At 58.4% G+C, this 14,540-nt stretch carries 20 protein-coding genes; 16 read left to right on the plus strand and 4 right to left on the minus strand.

Annotated features, from left to right (window positions below):
• The first annotated feature begins 16 nt into the window (after nt 1-16).
• From def (MWU51_RS15165) to MWU51_RS15185, 5 genes are all read left to right on the plus strand, one after another.
• Nucleotides 17-538 carry a peptide deformylase gene (gene def, locus MWU51_RS15165; RefSeq protein WP_247038529.1) on the plus strand — a complete coding sequence of 174 codons (522 nt, stop codon included), beginning with the start codon at nt 17-19 and terminating at the stop codon, nt 536-538.
• Nucleotides 535-1,032: a peptide deformylase gene (gene def / locus MWU51_RS15170; RefSeq protein WP_247038531.1), complete on the plus strand. Its 498-nt coding sequence runs from the start codon at nt 535-537 to the stop codon at nt 1,030-1,032. The genes def (MWU51_RS15165) and def (MWU51_RS15170) overlap by 4 nt, the downstream gene beginning before the upstream one ends.
• The gene (gene fmt, locus MWU51_RS15175) at nt 1,029-1,928 is read left to right on the plus strand and encodes a methionyl-tRNA formyltransferase (protein WP_247038534.1); all 900 of its coding nucleotides are present in this window, start codon (nt 1,029-1,031) and stop codon (nt 1,926-1,928) included. The genes def (MWU51_RS15170) and fmt overlap by 4 nt, the downstream gene beginning before the upstream one ends.
• Nucleotides 1,929-1,966: 38 nt before the next feature.
• Nucleotides 1,967-2,206, plus strand: a complete 240-nt coding sequence (locus MWU51_RS15180) for a GlsB/YeaQ/YmgE family stress response membrane protein (protein WP_247038536.1) — start codon at nt 1,967-1,969, stop codon at nt 2,204-2,206.
• Nucleotides 2,207-2,307: 101 nt separating this feature from the next.
• Complete coding sequence (locus MWU51_RS15185) at nt 2,308-2,970, plus strand: hypothetical protein (protein ID WP_247038538.1); 663 nt, start codon at nt 2,308-2,310, stop codon at nt 2,968-2,970.
• 6 nt (nt 2,971-2,976) lie between these two features.
• On the opposite strand, the gene rnhA is transcribed toward MWU51_RS15185, so the two are convergent.
• From rnhA to MWU51_RS15205, 4 genes are all read right to left on the minus strand, one after another.
• Nucleotides 2,977-3,429 (minus strand): ribonuclease HI, encoded by a 453-nt coding sequence (gene rnhA, locus MWU51_RS15190; RefSeq protein WP_247038540.1) that lies wholly within the window; start codon nt 3,427-3,429, stop codon nt 2,977-2,979.
• Nucleotides 3,422-4,042, minus strand: coding sequence for a glutathione S-transferase family protein (locus tag MWU51_RS15195; RefSeq protein ID WP_247038542.1), 621 nt, complete (start codon nt 4,040-4,042; stop codon nt 3,422-3,424). The genes rnhA and MWU51_RS15195 overlap by 8 nt, the downstream gene beginning before the upstream one ends.
• A gap of 27 nt (nt 4,043-4,069) precedes the next feature.
• On the minus strand, nt 4,070-5,020 hold the full coding sequence (gene ispH, locus MWU51_RS15200; RefSeq protein ID WP_247038544.1) for a 4-hydroxy-3-methylbut-2-enyl diphosphate reductase: 951 nt from the start codon (nt 5,018-5,020) through the stop codon (nt 4,070-4,072).
• A 128-nt stretch (nt 5,021-5,148) separates the two neighbouring features.
• Nucleotides 5,149-5,709, minus strand: coding sequence for an NYN domain-containing protein (locus MWU51_RS15205; protein WP_247038546.1), 561 nt, complete (start codon nt 5,707-5,709; stop codon nt 5,149-5,151).
• A gap of 100 nt (nt 5,710-5,809) precedes the next feature.
• Here MWU51_RS15205 and folK point away from each other — a divergent pair, with 100 nt between their 5' ends.
• From folK to recO, 11 genes are all read left to right on the plus strand, one after another.
• Nucleotides 5,810-6,406 carry a 2-amino-4-hydroxy-6-hydroxymethyldihydropteridine diphosphokinase gene (gene folK, locus MWU51_RS15210; protein WP_247038548.1) on the plus strand — a complete coding sequence of 199 codons (597 nt, stop codon included), beginning with the start codon at nt 5,810-5,812 and terminating at the stop codon, nt 6,404-6,406.
• A gap of 84 nt (nt 6,407-6,490) precedes the next feature.
• The gene (gene rpoZ / locus MWU51_RS15215) at nt 6,491-6,847 is read left to right on the plus strand and encodes a DNA-directed RNA polymerase subunit omega (protein WP_091428052.1); all 357 of its coding nucleotides are present in this window, start codon (nt 6,491-6,493) and stop codon (nt 6,845-6,847) included.
• Between the two features lie 33 nt (nt 6,848-6,880).
• Nucleotides 6,881-9,019, plus strand: a complete 2,139-nt coding sequence (locus tag MWU51_RS15220) for a bifunctional (p)ppGpp synthetase/guanosine-3',5'-bis(diphosphate) 3'-pyrophosphohydrolase (protein WP_247038550.1) — start codon at nt 6,881-6,883, stop codon at nt 9,017-9,019.
• A 30-nt stretch (nt 9,020-9,049) separates the two neighbouring features.
• Nucleotides 9,050-9,697, plus strand: a complete 648-nt coding sequence (locus tag MWU51_RS15225) for a DUF2062 domain-containing protein (RefSeq protein ID WP_247038552.1) — start codon at nt 9,050-9,052, stop codon at nt 9,695-9,697.
• 43 nt (nt 9,698-9,740) lie between these two features.
• Nucleotides 9,741-10,493 carry a pyridoxine 5'-phosphate synthase gene (locus MWU51_RS15230; RefSeq protein WP_247038555.1) on the plus strand — a complete coding sequence of 251 codons (753 nt, stop codon included), beginning with the start codon at nt 9,741-9,743 and terminating at the stop codon, nt 10,491-10,493.
• Nucleotides 10,494-10,524: 31 nt separating this feature from the next.
• Complete coding sequence (gene acpS / locus MWU51_RS15235; RefSeq protein ID WP_247038557.1) at nt 10,525-10,938, plus strand: holo-ACP synthase; 414 nt, start codon at nt 10,525-10,527, stop codon at nt 10,936-10,938.
• A gap of 109 nt (nt 10,939-11,047) precedes the next feature.
• On the plus strand, nt 11,048-11,827 hold the full coding sequence (gene lepB / locus MWU51_RS15240; RefSeq protein ID WP_247038876.1) for a signal peptidase I: 780 nt from the start codon (nt 11,048-11,050) through the stop codon (nt 11,825-11,827).
• Entirely contained in the window at nt 11,824-12,510 is a 687-nt protein-coding gene (gene rnc, locus MWU51_RS15245; RefSeq protein WP_247038559.1) for a ribonuclease III, read from the plus strand. Before lepB ends, rnc begins: the two co-directional genes overlap by 4 nt.
• Nucleotides 12,507-13,424, plus strand: a complete 918-nt coding sequence (gene era / locus MWU51_RS15250) for a GTPase Era (RefSeq protein WP_247038561.1) — start codon at nt 12,507-12,509, stop codon at nt 13,422-13,424. Before rnc ends, era begins: the two co-directional genes overlap by 4 nt.
• The gene (locus tag MWU51_RS15255) at nt 13,421-13,753 is read left to right on the plus strand and encodes a DUF1491 family protein (protein WP_247038563.1); all 333 of its coding nucleotides are present in this window, start codon (nt 13,421-13,423) and stop codon (nt 13,751-13,753) included. Before era ends, MWU51_RS15255 begins: the two co-directional genes overlap by 4 nt.
• 54 nt (nt 13,754-13,807) lie before the next feature.
• Nucleotides 13,808-14,539 (plus strand): DNA repair protein RecO, encoded by a 732-nt coding sequence (recO, locus tag MWU51_RS15260; RefSeq protein WP_247038565.1) that lies wholly within the window; start codon nt 13,808-13,810, stop codon nt 14,537-14,539.
• Nucleotide 14,540 lies beyond the last annotated feature (1 nt).

Genomic DNA, 14,540 nt, shown 5'->3' on the forward strand with positions numbered 1-14,540 from the left:
CCCCTAAATCCACCGCATGAGTATTAAACCGATCCTTATTCACCCCGATCCGCGCCTGAAGAAAGTCGCGGAGGCGGTGCCAGATTTGTCCGACGAGCTGCGCCAATTGGCCGACGACATGCTGGAAACCATGTATGACGCGCCGGGCATCGGTTTGGCCGCGCCGCAGGTGGGCGTGTTAACGCGCCTGATCGTTATGGATTGCGTGCGCGAGGATGATGAGCCTCCTCAACCAGTGATCATGTTCAACCCCGAGGTCATTCTGTCGTCCGACGATCTGAACACTTACGAGGAAGGCTGTTTGTCGATCCCCGACCAATATGCCGAGGTGACGCGCCCGAAAGAGGTTTCGGTCCGCTGGGTTGACTGCGACGGCAACGTGCAGGAACGTGATTTCGACGGGCTGTGGGCGACCTGCGTGCAGCACGAGATCGACCACCTGAACGGCAAGCTGTTCATCGACTATCTGAAACCGCTGAAGCGGCAGATGATCACGCGAAAGATGCAAAAGCTGAAACGTGAAATGGCGCGGATGTGACCCATCGCCCGTTTCTGAGATATCCGCATAAATGCCTGCGCACCGCGGCTGATCCAGTGACCGAGGTGACGGATGACACCCGCGCGATATGGGACGAGATGATCGAGGCGATGGACGCCATGCCGGGCGTTGGTCTGGCGGCCCCTCAGTTGGGGATCATGCAGCGTCTGGCGGTCGTCGATGCGTCGGACGAACGGGGCAAGGCGGTCCGGATGGCGAACCCGGAAATCCTGCACCGCTCGATCGAATTTCGCGACCATGAAGAAGCCAGCCCGAACCTGCCCGGTGTCTCGGCTGTCATAAGCCGCCCGCGCGCGGTAACGGTGCGATTTCTTAACCAGGATGGTGCAGAGCAGGAACAGGATTTCGTCGGGATCTGGGCCACTTCGGTTCAGCACCAGATCGACCATCTGAACGGGCGGATGTATTTTGACAAACTGTCAAAGGTGAAGCGCGATATGCTGATCAAGAAGGCAAGGAAACTGGCGCGATGAGGCTGGCTTTCATGGGCTCGCCCGATTTCTCGGTGCCGGTGCTGAACGCGCTGGTCAAGGCCGGGCACGACATCGTCGCCGTCTATTGCCAGCCACCCCGGCCCGCCGGGCGCGGCAAGAAGGATCGTCCCGGTCCGGTTCATGCCCGGGCCGCGGAACTGGGGCTTCTGGTGCGCCATCCGGTGTCGTTGAAGGATGCCGATGAGCAGGCGGCGTTCGCCGCGTTGAATGCTGATGTCGCGGTGGTCGTGGCCTATGGCCTGATCCTGCCGCAAGCGGTTCTTGATGCGCCCAAGCATGGGTGTCTGAATATCCACGCCTCGCTTCTGCCCCGTTGGCGCGGCGCGGCGCCGATCCATCGGGCGATCATGGCGGGGGATGCTGAGACCGGCGTTTGCATCATGCAGATGGAGGCGGGGTTGGATACCGGCCCGGTTCTGCTGCGCGAGGCGACACCGATTGATGCCCAGGAAACCACCGCTCAACTCCATGATCGCCTGTCTGATATGGGTGCGCGTCTGATTGTGCAGGCGCTGAACTACTTGCCCGACCTGACCCCAGTGCCCCAGCCTGACGAGGGCGTCACATATGCCCACAAGATCGACAAGGCTGAGGCCCAAATCGACTGGACTCGCCCGGCCATCGAAGTCGATCGCCTGATCCGAGGGCTGTCCCCGTTTCCCGGTGCGAAATGCGATTTGGGGGGCGAGCAGGTGAAGCTGCTGGCCTCGCGCATTGCGGATGGCTCGGGGGCGCCCGGCCAGGTGCTGGACGGTCTGACCATCGCTTGCGGTGAAGGAGCTGTCGAAATCCTTCGCGCCCAACGTCCCGGCAAACGTGCGATGGAGGCCGAGGATTTCCTGCGGGGTTTTGACCTGCCCGACGTGGTGAAATAGCCCTTACAATCCGGGCCGCGCCGCCCCATATTCCATTCATGCCAGTTATATTGCTGATCATCTTCGGCGCAGCCGCCGGTTTCCTTGCGACACGGATCATGGATTTGCGTACCGATGTGCCGACCACCATCGCCATTGGTGTCGCCGGGGCGCTGATCGGTGGATTTGTCCTGCGGTCGATTGCGATGATCGGGGGTTTGGCTTTCGGCTTTGTTGGTGCGGTTGTGGGTTCGATACTCCTGATCTGGATATGGCAAAAATACAAGGGCCGAAGGTAGCGCACTGCCGACAAGGGTGCTGAGGGGTTTCGCCGCGAAACGCCTTGTTTTTAAATGCTTTCTTAAGCTTTGGTTAACCAATCACAGCCAATCTGGAGATCATGGCATTCCGATTTCTCATTTATGTTCTGGCGATGCTGTTTGCGTCCGGTGACCTTGCCCACGCAGGTGCATGGCCGCGTGACAAAGGCGATACGTTCGTATCCGGGCAGGTGCGGCAGGATGCCGATACTCTGGATGACGCCCCGGTTGCCAGTGTCTATGGTGAATACGGTTTAACGAGTCGTTGGACCGTTGGCGGCAAGCTGGACTATGCGCTTGCCACCAAGAATGTCACTCAGATCAAGGCGTTTGCACGATGGCATTTTGCAGATAACGGCGGGCCATGGAAAAGGGCGATCAGTCTTGCCATAGAGGAGACCGCAGAGGATCCAAATGTCTCGCCTTCGTTTCATCTGGGGCGGCGGATCGACACCACGTTTGGCCCCGGTTGGCTGGATGCAGAATTGACTGCGACGATGTCGATCCTTGATGCACAGGTTGACTATAGCGCGTTTGCGCTGGTCGGCGTGAAACCAAACCCGCGTTTGATGATCATGGTGGCGCTGGATATCACCACGATAGACGCCGGTGCGCAGATCGACCTGATCCCGTCAGTTGCGTGGGAAATCAAGCAGGGCAAGCATCTACAGCTTGAATGGACCTATGGTCTTGATGGTGCGGTCAAGCACGAAGTCGCGGCTGGGATCTGGCTTGAATTCTGATCCAGATCAGTCCTTGAACGGTGCCATCCCGGCGCGGGCCAGTTCGTCGGCACGTTCGTTTTCGGGGTGGCCAGCATGGCCCTTGACCCATTGCCACGTCACTTGATGGCGGGCCTGAGCCTCGTCCAACCGCTGCCAAAGTTCGACATTCTTCACGGGTTTCTTGGATGACGTCCGCCACCCGTTCCGCTTCCACCCATGTATCCACCCGGTCACGCCATTCTTCACATAGGCGCTGTCGGTGACGACCGTGATCGCGCACGGTTTGCCAAGGGTTTCCAGTGCCATGATGGCAGCCATCAACTCCATCTGGTTGTTGGTGGTTTCGGCCGCGCCACCTTTCAATTCACGCTCTTTGATCACGGCACCGTTTTCATGGGCTTGCAGTAGAGCCCCCCAACCGCCGGGGCCGGGATTGCCGGAACACGCGCCGTCGGTGAATGCGAAAAACTCAGCCATGGGCCGGACCTGTCAGCGGCTCGAAACCGGGCAGCGCACCAGTCCGATTCAGCCAGTCGCGTATTGCGGAGAAGGGCGACAGATCAAACCCGCCCCGATCTTCGGCCGTGTGGGTGTAGGAATAGAGCGCGATATCCGCGATGGTCGGTGTGTCGCCTGCGAACCAGTCCTGCCCCTGCAGCCCGTGTTCCATCAGGTCCAGAATGCTGTTCCCCGACACCAGCAACTCTTCCAGAAGCTCTGGCGTCGCCTCGTCCGCCAGATGGGGATAGCTCCGCAAAGATGCGCGCACCGCGATGACAGGTTCATGGCGGTTCTGTTCAAAAAACATCCACGACAGCATACGAGCCTGGTCCAACGGATCGTTTGGAATCCATGATGTGCCGCTGGCCAGATACCACAAGATGGCATTGCTTTCGCTAAGCACCTCGCCCGTTTCCAAATGCAGCGCGGGCACTTTGCCCAAGGGCAGTTTGCCTTCGGTCTTCGCGGTCTGTAGTTCGGGTGATTGGGATTCACAGGGGATGTGATGATATGGCCGACCCAGCAACGCCAAAAGCAGCCGCACCTTATAGCTGTTGCCGGAACTGGGCATGGAATAGAGGGTCAGCATTTGCGAGGTCCTAAGATCGGCAAGGGGTCAGGCGGGTTCACGCAACACGCGCGGCACTTTGAATTCGACATTCTCTTGTGCGGTCTCCACCCGTTCGACAGTGACGTCATAGCGGTCACGAAATGCGTCAATGACCTCGTCGACCAGAACCTGCGGGGCGGACGCTCCGGCGGTCAGGCCAACCGATTTGATGCCTTCGATGGCGCGCCAGTCAATCTCACTTGCCCGCTGCACAAGCATGGCATAGCTGCACCCGTTGGCGCGGGCCACCTCGACCAATCGGCGCGAGTTCGAGCTGTTGGGCGCACCGATGACCAGAAGCGCGTCGACCTTGGGGGCTACCGCCTTTACAGCCTCTTGCCGGTTGGTGGTCGCATAGCAAATGTCTTCTTTATGTGGGCCAACGATCTGCGGGAAGCGAGCGCGCAAGGCGTCAACCACACCAGCGGTGTCATCGACAGACAGGGTGGTCTGGGTGATATAGGCAAGTTGTGCGGGATCGCGCGGGGCTAGGGTGGCCACATCTTCGGCGGTTTCGACCAACAGCACCTCGCCTTCGGGCAGTTGTCCCATCGTGCCGATGGTTTCCGGGTGACCCGCATGACCGATCATGACCATTTGCAAGCCGTTCTGGTGGTGGCGCTCGGCCTCGATATGCACTTTGGAGACAAGCGGGCAGGTGGCGTCGACAAACACCATCTCTCGGCGGCTGGCTTCGGCGGGCACGGCCTTGGCAACACCGTGGGCCGAGAAGATGACGGGGCGATCATCAGGCACTTCGTCCAGTTCCTCGACAAAGACGGCCCCTTTGGCGCGCAGCCCATCGACGACGAATTTGTTATGCACAATCTCGTGGCGCACATAGATCGGCGGGCCCCATTTTTCGATCGCCATTTCGACGATCTTGATGGCGCGATCCACACCCGCGCAGAACCCGTTCGGCGCGGCAAGGTAAAGTGTAAGAGCGGGCTTGGTCATGGCATCCTCCGATGCGGGGAGGGGTACGCATTTTACGCGGCAAGGTCCAGTCGGAAGCGGTACCAGACACGGAAATGTAAAAGGCCGGGATCGTGCCCCGGCCTTTTAGGTTCGTTCAAATGACTGGTTCAGTCCTCGGACCGTTCGGGCCGGTCAAACTCGCGTGGGGGGCGTCCGATCACGTCTTTCAGCTCTTCCAGCTCGATGAAATTGTCGGCCTGTCGGCGCAGTTCGTCAGCGATCATCGGGGGTTGGCTGCGGATGGTCGATACCACGGAAACGCGGACACCCTGACGTTGCATTGCTTCGATCAGCGGGCGAAAATCGCCATCGCCGGAGAACAGGACCGCGTGGTCGATATGGGGTGCAAGTTCCAGCGCATCGACGGTAAGTTCGATGTCCATGTTGCCTTTGACCTTCCGCCGACCCATTGAATCAGTGTATTCCTTGGCCGGCTTGGTCACCATCGAGAAGCCGTTGTAATTCAACCAGTCCACCAGTGGGCGGATCGGCGAATATTCCTCGTTTTCCAGAAGGGCCGTGTAATAAAACGCGCGAAGGAGCTTGCCCCGTCGCATGAATTCCTGGCGAAGTAGTTTGTAGTCGATGTCGAAACCCAGCGATTTGGCGGCCGCGTAAAGGTTCGAACCATCAATGAACAGCGCAAGCCGTTCGTCCCGATAGAACATAATAATTCCTTTCCAATTCGCTTCGCCGAACAATCCCGTGAGTGGTAATAAAGAAATCAATCAACGAAGAAACACATTTGCAATCTAGGGAAACCATACGGTGCCGCAAGCAATTAATTCACATGTAACCTGTCCAAAAGTGCTGGTTTCATTAGGAAGTAACGCGACGTCAAGGCGGCGAGAGTCAGCGAATATTATACACGATGCGGTTGAACATCTGGCAGCACGAAAATTTAGAATCACCAGCGTCAGTCGATATTATAGCACGCCTTGCTTTCCAGCCGGTGCTGGTCCCGATTTTGTGAATGCAGCCGTCGGAATCGATACAGACCTTTCACCAAACGATCTGTTGTCTGCGCTGCATCAGATTGAAGCAAAGTTTGGCCGCGAACGGCCATCACGTTGGGCTCCGCGCACTTTGGATCTGGACCTGATTGCTTATGGTGACCAGATTTTGCCCAACGAATCCGTGCTGACACACTGGATGAGCTTGCAGCTGGCGGAGCAGAAGGTTCTGGCCCCCGAGCAACTGATCCTGCCTCATCCGCGGATGCACGAGCGCGCGTTTGTGCTGATTCCCCTTGCCGATATTGCCCCCGATTGGTGTCACCCGCTGATTGGCAAGACAGTGAAGGAGATGGTTGATGACCTGCCTGATGAAGAAAAAAAGGGCGTTTCACCCTATTTGTTCCCGTAGATCTGGCCTGTTTTTGCTTGTAACCCGCGGGCAACGGCCCTAGATAGGCGTTTCACATCCCCTTGCAAGGAATGGAGTTTGATCATGGCCCGCGTGACGGTTGAAGATTGCGTAGATAAAGTCCCGAACAGGTTTGAGCTTGTAATGCTCGCCTCGCATCGTGCCCGAGAGATTTCGGCCGGTGGCCAGATCACGGTCGACCGCGACAATGACAAGAACCCTGTCGTTGCGCTGCGCGAGATTGCGGATGAAACGCAAACCGCCGACGAACTGCGCGAGCGTATGATCGAAAGCCATCAGACCCAGATTGAAGTTGACGAGCCTGAAGAAGACAGCATGGCTCTGTTGATGGGGGCTGAAGCTGCTGACAAGCCGGCCGAGGATGATCTGTCCGAAGAAAAGCTTCTGCGTGCTTTGATGGAAGCGCAAGGCCAGGGCTAACGGATCAAAGATCCCCGCGGGGTGGCGGACCGGATGAACGACCTTCCAGATCTTGACCTTGATCTTGATGGGCTGATCGAACGGATCCGCCGCTATAACCCCAAATCCAATCACGAATTGATCCGCGCGGCGTATGAATACGGCGCGCGTATGCACGATGGACAGACCCGCCATTCTGGCGAGCCTTACTTCACCCATCCCTTTGCTGTTGCCGAAATTCTGGCGGATATGCAGCTGGATGATGCCACGATTATCACCGCACTTTTGCATGACACGATCGAAGACACCCGGTCGACCTATTCGGAAGTGACCAAGATTTTCGGGGTCGAGGTGGCAGAGCTGGTCGATGGTGTGACCAAGCTGACCAATCTTCAGCTCAGTTCGTCCGAGACCAAACAGGCCGAAAACTTCCGCAAGCTGTTCATGGCGATGTCCAAGGATCTGCGGGTGATCCTGGTCAAGCTGGCGGACCGACTTCACAACATGCGCACGATCCGCGCCATGCGGCCCGACAAGCAGATTCAGAAATCGCGCGAAACCATGGACATCTATGCCCCGTTGGCGGGTCGCATGGGGATGCAGTGGATGCGCGAGGAATTGGAAGATCTGGCGTTTCGCGTGTTGAACCCCGAGGCGCGGAACTCGATCATGCGGCGGTTTCTGCGGTTGCAGAAGGAAAGCGGTGATGTGATCGAAAAGATCACCGGCGACATCCGGTTGGAGCTGGACAAGGCAAACATCACCGCCGAGGTGTTCGGGCGCGCCAAGAAGCCGTTTTCGATCTGGCGCAAGATGCAGGAAAAGAACCAGAGCTTCTCGCGCCTGTCGGACACCTATGGATTTCGGATTATCACAGATAGCGAAGCAGACTGCTATCGCGTGCTTGGCGTGATCCACCAACGCTGGCGCGCCATTCCGGGCCGGTTCAAGGATTACATCAGCCAGCCAAAATCAAACGGCTACCGCTCGATCCATACGACTGTATCGGGTCGCGATGGCAAAAGGGTTGAAGTTCAAATTCGCACCCATGCCATGCATGATGTAGCCGAGGCAGGCGTCGCCGCGCACTGGTCATACAAGGACGGCGTGCGGGCCGAAAACCCGTTCGCGGTTGATCCAGCCAAGTGGATTTCATCGCTGACCGAGCGGTTTGAAGCTGCTGAGGATCACGACGAGTTTCTGGAACACGTGAAGCTTGAAATGTATCAGGATCAAGTGTTCTGCTTCACCCCGAAAGGCGAGGTGGTGAAGCTGCCGCGGGGGGCGACGCCTTTGGATTTCGCCTATGCGATCCACACGCGGATCGGGGACAGTTGTGTCGGGGCCAAGGTCGACGGCATTCGCGTGCCGCTTTGGACCCGTATCAAAAACGGCCAGTCGGTCGAGATCATGACCGCAGAAGGGCAAAGCCCGCAAGCCACTTGGATCGACATCGTCGTGACAGGCCGCGCAAAGGCGGCCATTCGAAAAAGCCTGCGTAGCGTGGACCGTGAACGGTTCGTGCGATTGGGTCGCGAGCTTGCGCGCGTCGCGTTTGAACATGTTGGCCGCAAAGCGACCGAAAAGGCGCTGGCGACCGCGGCCAAACAACTGCGTCTGGATGACGTCGACGAATTGCTGGCGCGAATGGGATCGGCCGAGCTACAGGCGCGCGATGTCATTGCAGCACTGTATCCGGAAAGTGTTGAGGCCGAAGCCGAGGTTGATGGCGATTCGGTGGTGGTTGGTCTTGAAACCGGGCAGGATTTTGCCCGCGCGCAGTGTTGCCAACCCGTGCCCGGCGAACGCATTGTCGGGATCACCTATCGCGGTAAGGGTGTGATGGTCCACACCATCGACTGCGATGCTCTGGCCGATGTGGCCGAGGACAGCTCCCGATGGGTCGATCTTCATTGGCATTCCGGTCAGCACCCGGCGATTCATACGGTCAGCATTAACCTGACCATTTCGAACGATGCGGGTGTTCTGGGGCGGATTTGCTCGCTGATTGGTGAGCAGAAGGCCAATATCTCGGATCTGAAGTTTCTGGACCGAAAACCTGATTTCTACCGCCTACTTGTTGATGTAGATTTGCGCGATATTGAACATTTGCATGCCATTATGCTGACATTAGAAGCAGATAGTGATGTTGCCGATGTTCACCGACATAGGGACATCGCCCGTAAACCGTAGCCTGCCAATTTCGGCCGAAAGGGACCATCCGTGTTCAAGAGAAATCCGCGCTCATACCTGCGTATCATTGCGGAATTCTTCTATCCACGGGGCGGATGGTATCGGGCGTCGCAATATGTGATCCACCGCATTCGGCGTTTGCCCGATCCGGCGCACCGGATTTCGCGTGGGATTGCAGCGGGTGTTTTTGCCTCGTTCACGCCATTTTTCGGGCTTCACTTTCTGACCGCTGCCTGTTTGTCGTGGATCATTCGCGGCAACGTGTTGGCGTCATTGCTGGCAACCTTTGTCGGCAACCCGATAACCTTCCCGCTGATTGCGGAGCTTTCGGTCAATCTGGGCAACGCAATGCTGGGCCAGCCTTCAAGCGTGCATTTGCCTGAAATTGCCGCTCAGTTCGCGGCGGCCACGTCTGATTTCTGGTTGAACATGAAAGCGCCGTTTACCGATCACGTGGTCGACTGGTCGCGGATGTCGGCGTTTTTTCATCGGGTTTTCCTGCCCTATCTGGTGGGCTGCATCATTCCCGGCATTGTGGCTGGCACCATCGGGTATGCGTTGTCCAACCCTGTGATCCATGCCTATCAGCGACGTCGCATCAAGAAGTTGAAAGAGCGGTATGACAAGCGTCTGAAAGCCGGACGAGACAAGGCTGGCGAAGCAAAGGAAAAACCGTAAGACTTGGCGCGCCAACAGATTGCATTGAACAAAGGGGCGTGACATGGCCAACCAGACGAAAAAACTGCGCTTGGGCGTGAATATTGATCACGTGGCGACAGTGCGAAACGCGCGTGGCTCGGCGTATCCCGATCCTGTGCGTGCGGCCCTTCTGGCCGAACAGGCCGGGGCCGATGGCATCACCGCGCATCTGCGCGAAGATCGGCGGCACATTCTGGATGACGATATCGACCGGCTTATGGCCGAACTGTCGGTGCCCTTGAATTTCGAATGCGCCGCAACGGACGAAATGCTGGACATCGCGTTGCGCCACAAGCCCCATGCGGTGTGCCTTGTGCCGGAAAAACGAGAAGAGCTGACCACCGAAGGCGGGCTTGAGGTCGCACGGCAGGACAACAAACTTGCCGAATATATCACCCCGCTCAGGGACGCCGGTTGTCGCGTGTCGCTGTTCGTCGCGGCCGACCCTGTGCAGATCGAAGCCTCCGCGCGGGTGGGGGCTGCGGTGGTCGAGTTGCACACTGGTGCCTATTGCGATCTGCACGCCGAAGGCCGGTTTGACGAACGTGATGCCGAGCTTGCGCGTTTGCGCGACGGGGCGGCGCTGGCGCATTCGCTGGGGCTTGAGGTGCATGCAGGTCACGGATTGACCTATGACACCGTGAAGCCAATCGCCGAAATGCCGGAAGTGGTCGAGTTGAACATCGGACATTTCCTGATTGGCGAGGCAATCTTTCGCGGCCTGACTGACGCCATGGCTGAAATGCGCGGCCTGATGGATGAGGCGCGGGGATGAAACGTTCGCCGCGCCCGCGTCGGAGGTCTTGATGATCCTTGGCATTGGCACCGATCTTGCAAATATCGAGCGCATCCAGGGAACGCTGGAACGTTTTGGCGACAGATTCCGCAAACGTGTGTTCACCGAGACGGAGCTGGGAAAAGCCGCCCGCCGCCGGGATGAAGCCGGAACTTTGGCCAAGCGCTGGGCGGCGAAAGAAGCGTGTTCCAAAGCTTTGGGCACCGGGCTAGCCATGGGGATCTCGTGGCGCGACATGGCGGTCAGTAACCTGCGCACGGGCCAACCCGTAATGACCGTGACAGGTTGGGCCGCCGACCGGCTTGCCGAGATGACGCCAGACAGGCACGAGGCGATCATTCACGTGACGTTGACCGATGATCACCCATGGGCGCAGGCCTTTGTGGTGATCGAAGCGCGACCGGTGGAAAAGCCGTCAGCTTAACGCGGCAGCGCCTCCTCAAAACTTGACACTTCCCGCGCATCCGCCCATATCGCCACACATCCCCAATGGGCTGGCAACGATCAGTCCGATGAAAGAGGCAGACGTGAACATGGCAGAAAAGAAACAAGATGGCATCTTGGAAACGATCAAAACGATCTTCTGGGCGCTGATCATCGCCGGTGTGTTCCGCACGCTATTCTTCCAGCCGTTCTGGATCCCCACCGGGTCGATGAAAGATACGTTGCTGATCGGTGACTTTCTGTTCGTGAACAAGATGGCTTATGGCTATTCACGCCATTCCTGCCCGTTCTCGTCCTGCCCCATCTCGGGTCGCCTGCTGGGGTCCGAGCCCGAGCGTGGCGATGTCGTGGTGTTCCGCCACCCGTCACTTGGCACCGACTATGTGAAACGCCTGATCGGGCTGCCGGGTGACAAAATTCAGGTCAAAAACGGCATTCTGTTCATCAACGGTGAAGAAGCCAAACAGGTGCCCGACGGCACGTTCGAGGAAATCAAACAGGCGCAGGGACGTTTTGCGACCTTCCCGCAATGTTCCAATAGCCCGGTCGGGCAGGGTGGAATCTGCATCAAAGAAAAAGCCATTGAAACACTGCCCAATGGTGTCTCTCACTCGGTTCTGAACGTTCGCAACACGCGTCTGGACAACACCAATGTGTTCACGGTGCCGGATGGCGAGTATTTCTTCATGGGTGACAACCGCGACAACTCGACAGACAGCCGCGTCAGCCCGAATGCTGGTGGTGTGGGCTTTGTGCCTGCAGAATACCTGCTGGGTCGCGCGGATCGCATCATGTTCTCGGCAGCAGGCAAACGGTTGTTCTTCTTTTGGACGTGGCGCTCTGACCGGTTCTTCAAGGCGATCGAGTGAAGCTGTCCAGCGATCTTCAAGCCTTTCAAGGCCGTATCGGGCATGTGTTTAACGATCCCGAACTGTTGATCCGCGCGCTGACACACGGGTCGTTTTCATCGGCCACACGACCTGACAACCAAAGGCTGGAATTTCTGGGCGACCGGGTGCTTGGCCTTGTGATGTCTGAGAAATTGTTGCGCGACGACCCCGACGCGCCCGAAGGCACGTTGGCCCCGCGCTACAACGCGCTGGTGCGCAAAGAAACCTGCGCGGATGTGGCACGGCAGGTAGACATCGGCGCGGTGCTGAAACTGGGCCGGTCCGAGATGAAGACCGGCGGGCGGCGCAAGCAAGCCCTGTTGGGTGACGCGATGGAAGCCGTGATTGCTGCGGTCTATCTGGATGCCGGGCTGGATCAGGCGAGTGAGATGATCCTAACGCTGTGGGGCGACCGGATCGACAAGGTCGAAGATGACGCACGTGACCCCAAGACCGCATTGCAGGAATGGGCGCAAGCGCGCAAGATGCCCCCACCGACATATATAGAAACCGCGCGCGAAGGGCCGGACCACGCGCCGGTGTTTACGATCAAGGCCGAACTGTCGAACGGACGTTCTGCTAATGCCACGGCAAATTCAAAACGCGCTGCCGAGCAAGCGGCCGCCCGCACGCTGCTGAAGCAGTTGGAGAGCAAGACATGACAGACCAACCGCATCGCGCCGGATTCGTCGCCCTGATTGGGGAACCCAATGCCGGGAAGTCGACACTGACGAACCTGATGGTCGGGGCCAAGGTCTCGATCGTGACGCATAAGGTGCAGACGACGCGCGCCCGCATCCGGGGTGTAGCGATCGAGGGCGACACCCAGATCGTGTTTGTGGATACGCCGGGCCTGTTCCAACCGCGCCGCCGACTGGACCGCGCGATGGTTGCCGCTGCGTGGGGCGGGGCAGCCGATGCCGATATAACCGTGCTTCTGGTCGAAGCCCATCGCGGTGTGACCGAAGGTGTTGAGCGTATTCTGGAAGGCCTAGAAGAGATGGGCAAAGGCCGCACCGTCGCCCTTGCCATCAACAAGATCGACAAGGTGAAGGCCGAGGTGCTGCTGGCTTTGGCCAAGGATCTGAACGATCGTTATGATTTTGCCGAAACCTTCATGATCTCGGCCGAGAAGGGGCATGGGGTGCCTGCCTTGCGCACGTGGCTGGCAGAACATTTGCCGAAGGGGCCATGGCTTTATCCCGAGGACCAGATTGCCGATCTGCCCATGCGCATGATCGCCGCCGAAATGACGCGCGAGAAGCTGACCCTGCGCCTGCACCAGGAGTTGCCCTATCAGCTGACGGTCGAGACCGAGAACTGGGAAGAGCGCAAGGATGGGTCGGCCCGTGTGGACCAGATTATCTACGTTGCGCGGGACGGTCATAAGGGAATCATTCTGGGCAAGAAGGGCGAGACGATCAAAGCCGTCAGCCAATCTGCCCGCGCCGAGTTGGAAGAGTTCATGGGGCGTAAGATCCACTTGTTTTTGCAAGTGAAAGTGCGACCGAACTGGCTGGACGAAAAAGAGCGTTACTCTGAGATGGGACTTGATTTCAAGGACGGTAACGCTTGACGCGGCTGACCGCCGATCTGTGGGTCGCGGCCTATCTGACGCGGTTGCGCCTGTCTGACATACCGGCCTTTATCACCCGCAAGGGCGACGCCACGGCGGGTGCTGTTCTGGTGAAGATGAACACACTGGACGGGCAGGCGGTGGCGTATCAGCGCAGTTTCGATCTGATGACCGGAGACCGTTGCTGGGTTGCTTTGGCTGAAGGTGACGAAAGCGACGTTGACGCGGTGCTGGAGCGACAGAAAGGCTTTGATCCCGATCTATGGGTGATCGAGGTTGAGGATCGCAACGGGCGGCATCTGTTGGACGAACCGGGTTTGTCGGACTGATCCCATTGCCAACAGCGACTTGCCCGCTAGTCTGACTGCAGGAGGGTGACAGGCATGGATTGGCGGGATCAGGGCGCGCTTTTGTCTGTGCGCAAACACGGCGAAACCTCGGTAATCATTGATGTGTTCACCGAAAAGCACGGCCGCCATGCAGGCGTGGTGCGTGGCGGCACCAGCCGCAAGATCGCTCCAATTTTGCAGCCCGGCGCGCAACTGGATGTCGCATGGCGGGCGCGGCTGGAAGAACATATTGGCAGCTACACCGTCGAACCCTTGCGCAGCCGTGCGACGGTCTTGTCGGATCGTACCGCTCTGGCTGGTTTGAACGCGGTCACGTCGCTTTTGACGTTTTCCTTGCCTGAGCGCGAACCACATCCGCAGCTTTATCAGCGAACGCAGGCGATGCTCGACCTGCTGGGAACGAACGAGGCATGGCCGACAGCCTATCTGAAATGGGAGTTGGCGTTGCTGGATGATCTGGGCTTCGGGCTGGATCTGGCATCTTGCGCTGTCACCGGATCGATGGAGGATCTAGCCTATGTATCCCCCAAAACCGGACGCGCTGTGTCGGCAGAAGCAGCGGGTGAATGGGCGGACCGCTTGCTGCCCTTGCCGCCCGAACTGTTGGGGGCAGGCAGTGGCGCACACAAAAATGTACTGGCTGGGCTTCAGACAACCGGCTTTTTCCTAACGCGTTGGTTGGCACATGCCTTGGGTGACAAACCCTTACCTGAACCACGCGCGCGCCTAATTGACCGCCTGAAGCGCGAGGCGTTACCGGGGTGAA

The organism is Aliiroseovarius sp. F47248L, assembly GCF_023016085.1.
Taxonomy (GTDB): domain Bacteria; phylum Pseudomonadota; class Alphaproteobacteria; order Rhodobacterales; family Rhodobacteraceae; genus Aliiroseovarius.

Excerpts from the sequence above, each read along its gene's own strand:
- def (WP_247038529.1), top strand. The coding sequence starts at position 17 with ATGAGTATTAAACCGATCCTTATTCACCCCGATCCGCGCCTGAAGAAA.
- fmt (WP_247038534.1), top strand. The coding sequence starts at position 1,029 with ATGAGGCTGGCTTTCATGGGCTCGCCCGATTTCTCGGTGCCGGTGCTG.
- MWU51_RS15180 (WP_247038536.1), top strand. The coding sequence starts at position 1,967 with ATGCCAGTTATATTGCTGATCATCTTCGGCGCAGCCGCCGGTTTCCTT.
- MWU51_RS15185 (WP_247038538.1), top strand. The coding sequence starts at position 2,308 with ATGGCATTCCGATTTCTCATTTATGTTCTGGCGATGCTGTTTGCGTCC.
- rnhA (WP_247038540.1), bottom strand. The coding sequence starts at position 3,429 with ATGGCTGAGTTTTTCGCATTCACCGACGGCGCGTGTTCCGGCAATCCC.
- MWU51_RS15195 (WP_247038542.1), bottom strand. The coding sequence starts at position 4,042 with ATGCTGACCCTCTATTCCATGCCCAGTTCCGGCAACAGCTATAAGGTG.
- ispH (WP_247038544.1), bottom strand. The coding sequence starts at position 5,020 with ATGACCAAGCCCGCTCTTACACTTTACCTTGCCGCGCCGAACGGGTTC.
- MWU51_RS15205 (WP_247038546.1), bottom strand. The coding sequence starts at position 5,709 with ATGTTCTATCGGGACGAACGGCTTGCGCTGTTCATTGATGGTTCGAAC.
- rpoZ (WP_091428052.1), top strand. The coding sequence starts at position 6,491 with ATGGCCCGCGTGACGGTTGAAGATTGCGTAGATAAAGTCCCGAACAGG.
- MWU51_RS15220 (WP_247038550.1), top strand. The coding sequence starts at position 6,881 with ATGAACGACCTTCCAGATCTTGACCTTGATCTTGATGGGCTGATCGAA.
- MWU51_RS15230 (WP_247038555.1), top strand. The coding sequence starts at position 9,741 with ATGGCCAACCAGACGAAAAAACTGCGCTTGGGCGTGAATATTGATCAC.
- acpS (WP_247038557.1), top strand. The coding sequence starts at position 10,525 with ATGATCCTTGGCATTGGCACCGATCTTGCAAATATCGAGCGCATCCAG.
- lepB (WP_247038876.1), top strand. The coding sequence starts at position 11,048 with ATGGCAGAAAAGAAACAAGATGGCATCTTGGAAACGATCAAAACGATC.
- era (WP_247038561.1), top strand. The coding sequence starts at position 12,507 with ATGACAGACCAACCGCATCGCGCCGGATTCGTCGCCCTGATTGGGGAA.
- recO (WP_247038565.1), top strand. The coding sequence starts at position 13,808 with ATGGATTGGCGGGATCAGGGCGCGCTTTTGTCTGTGCGCAAACACGGC.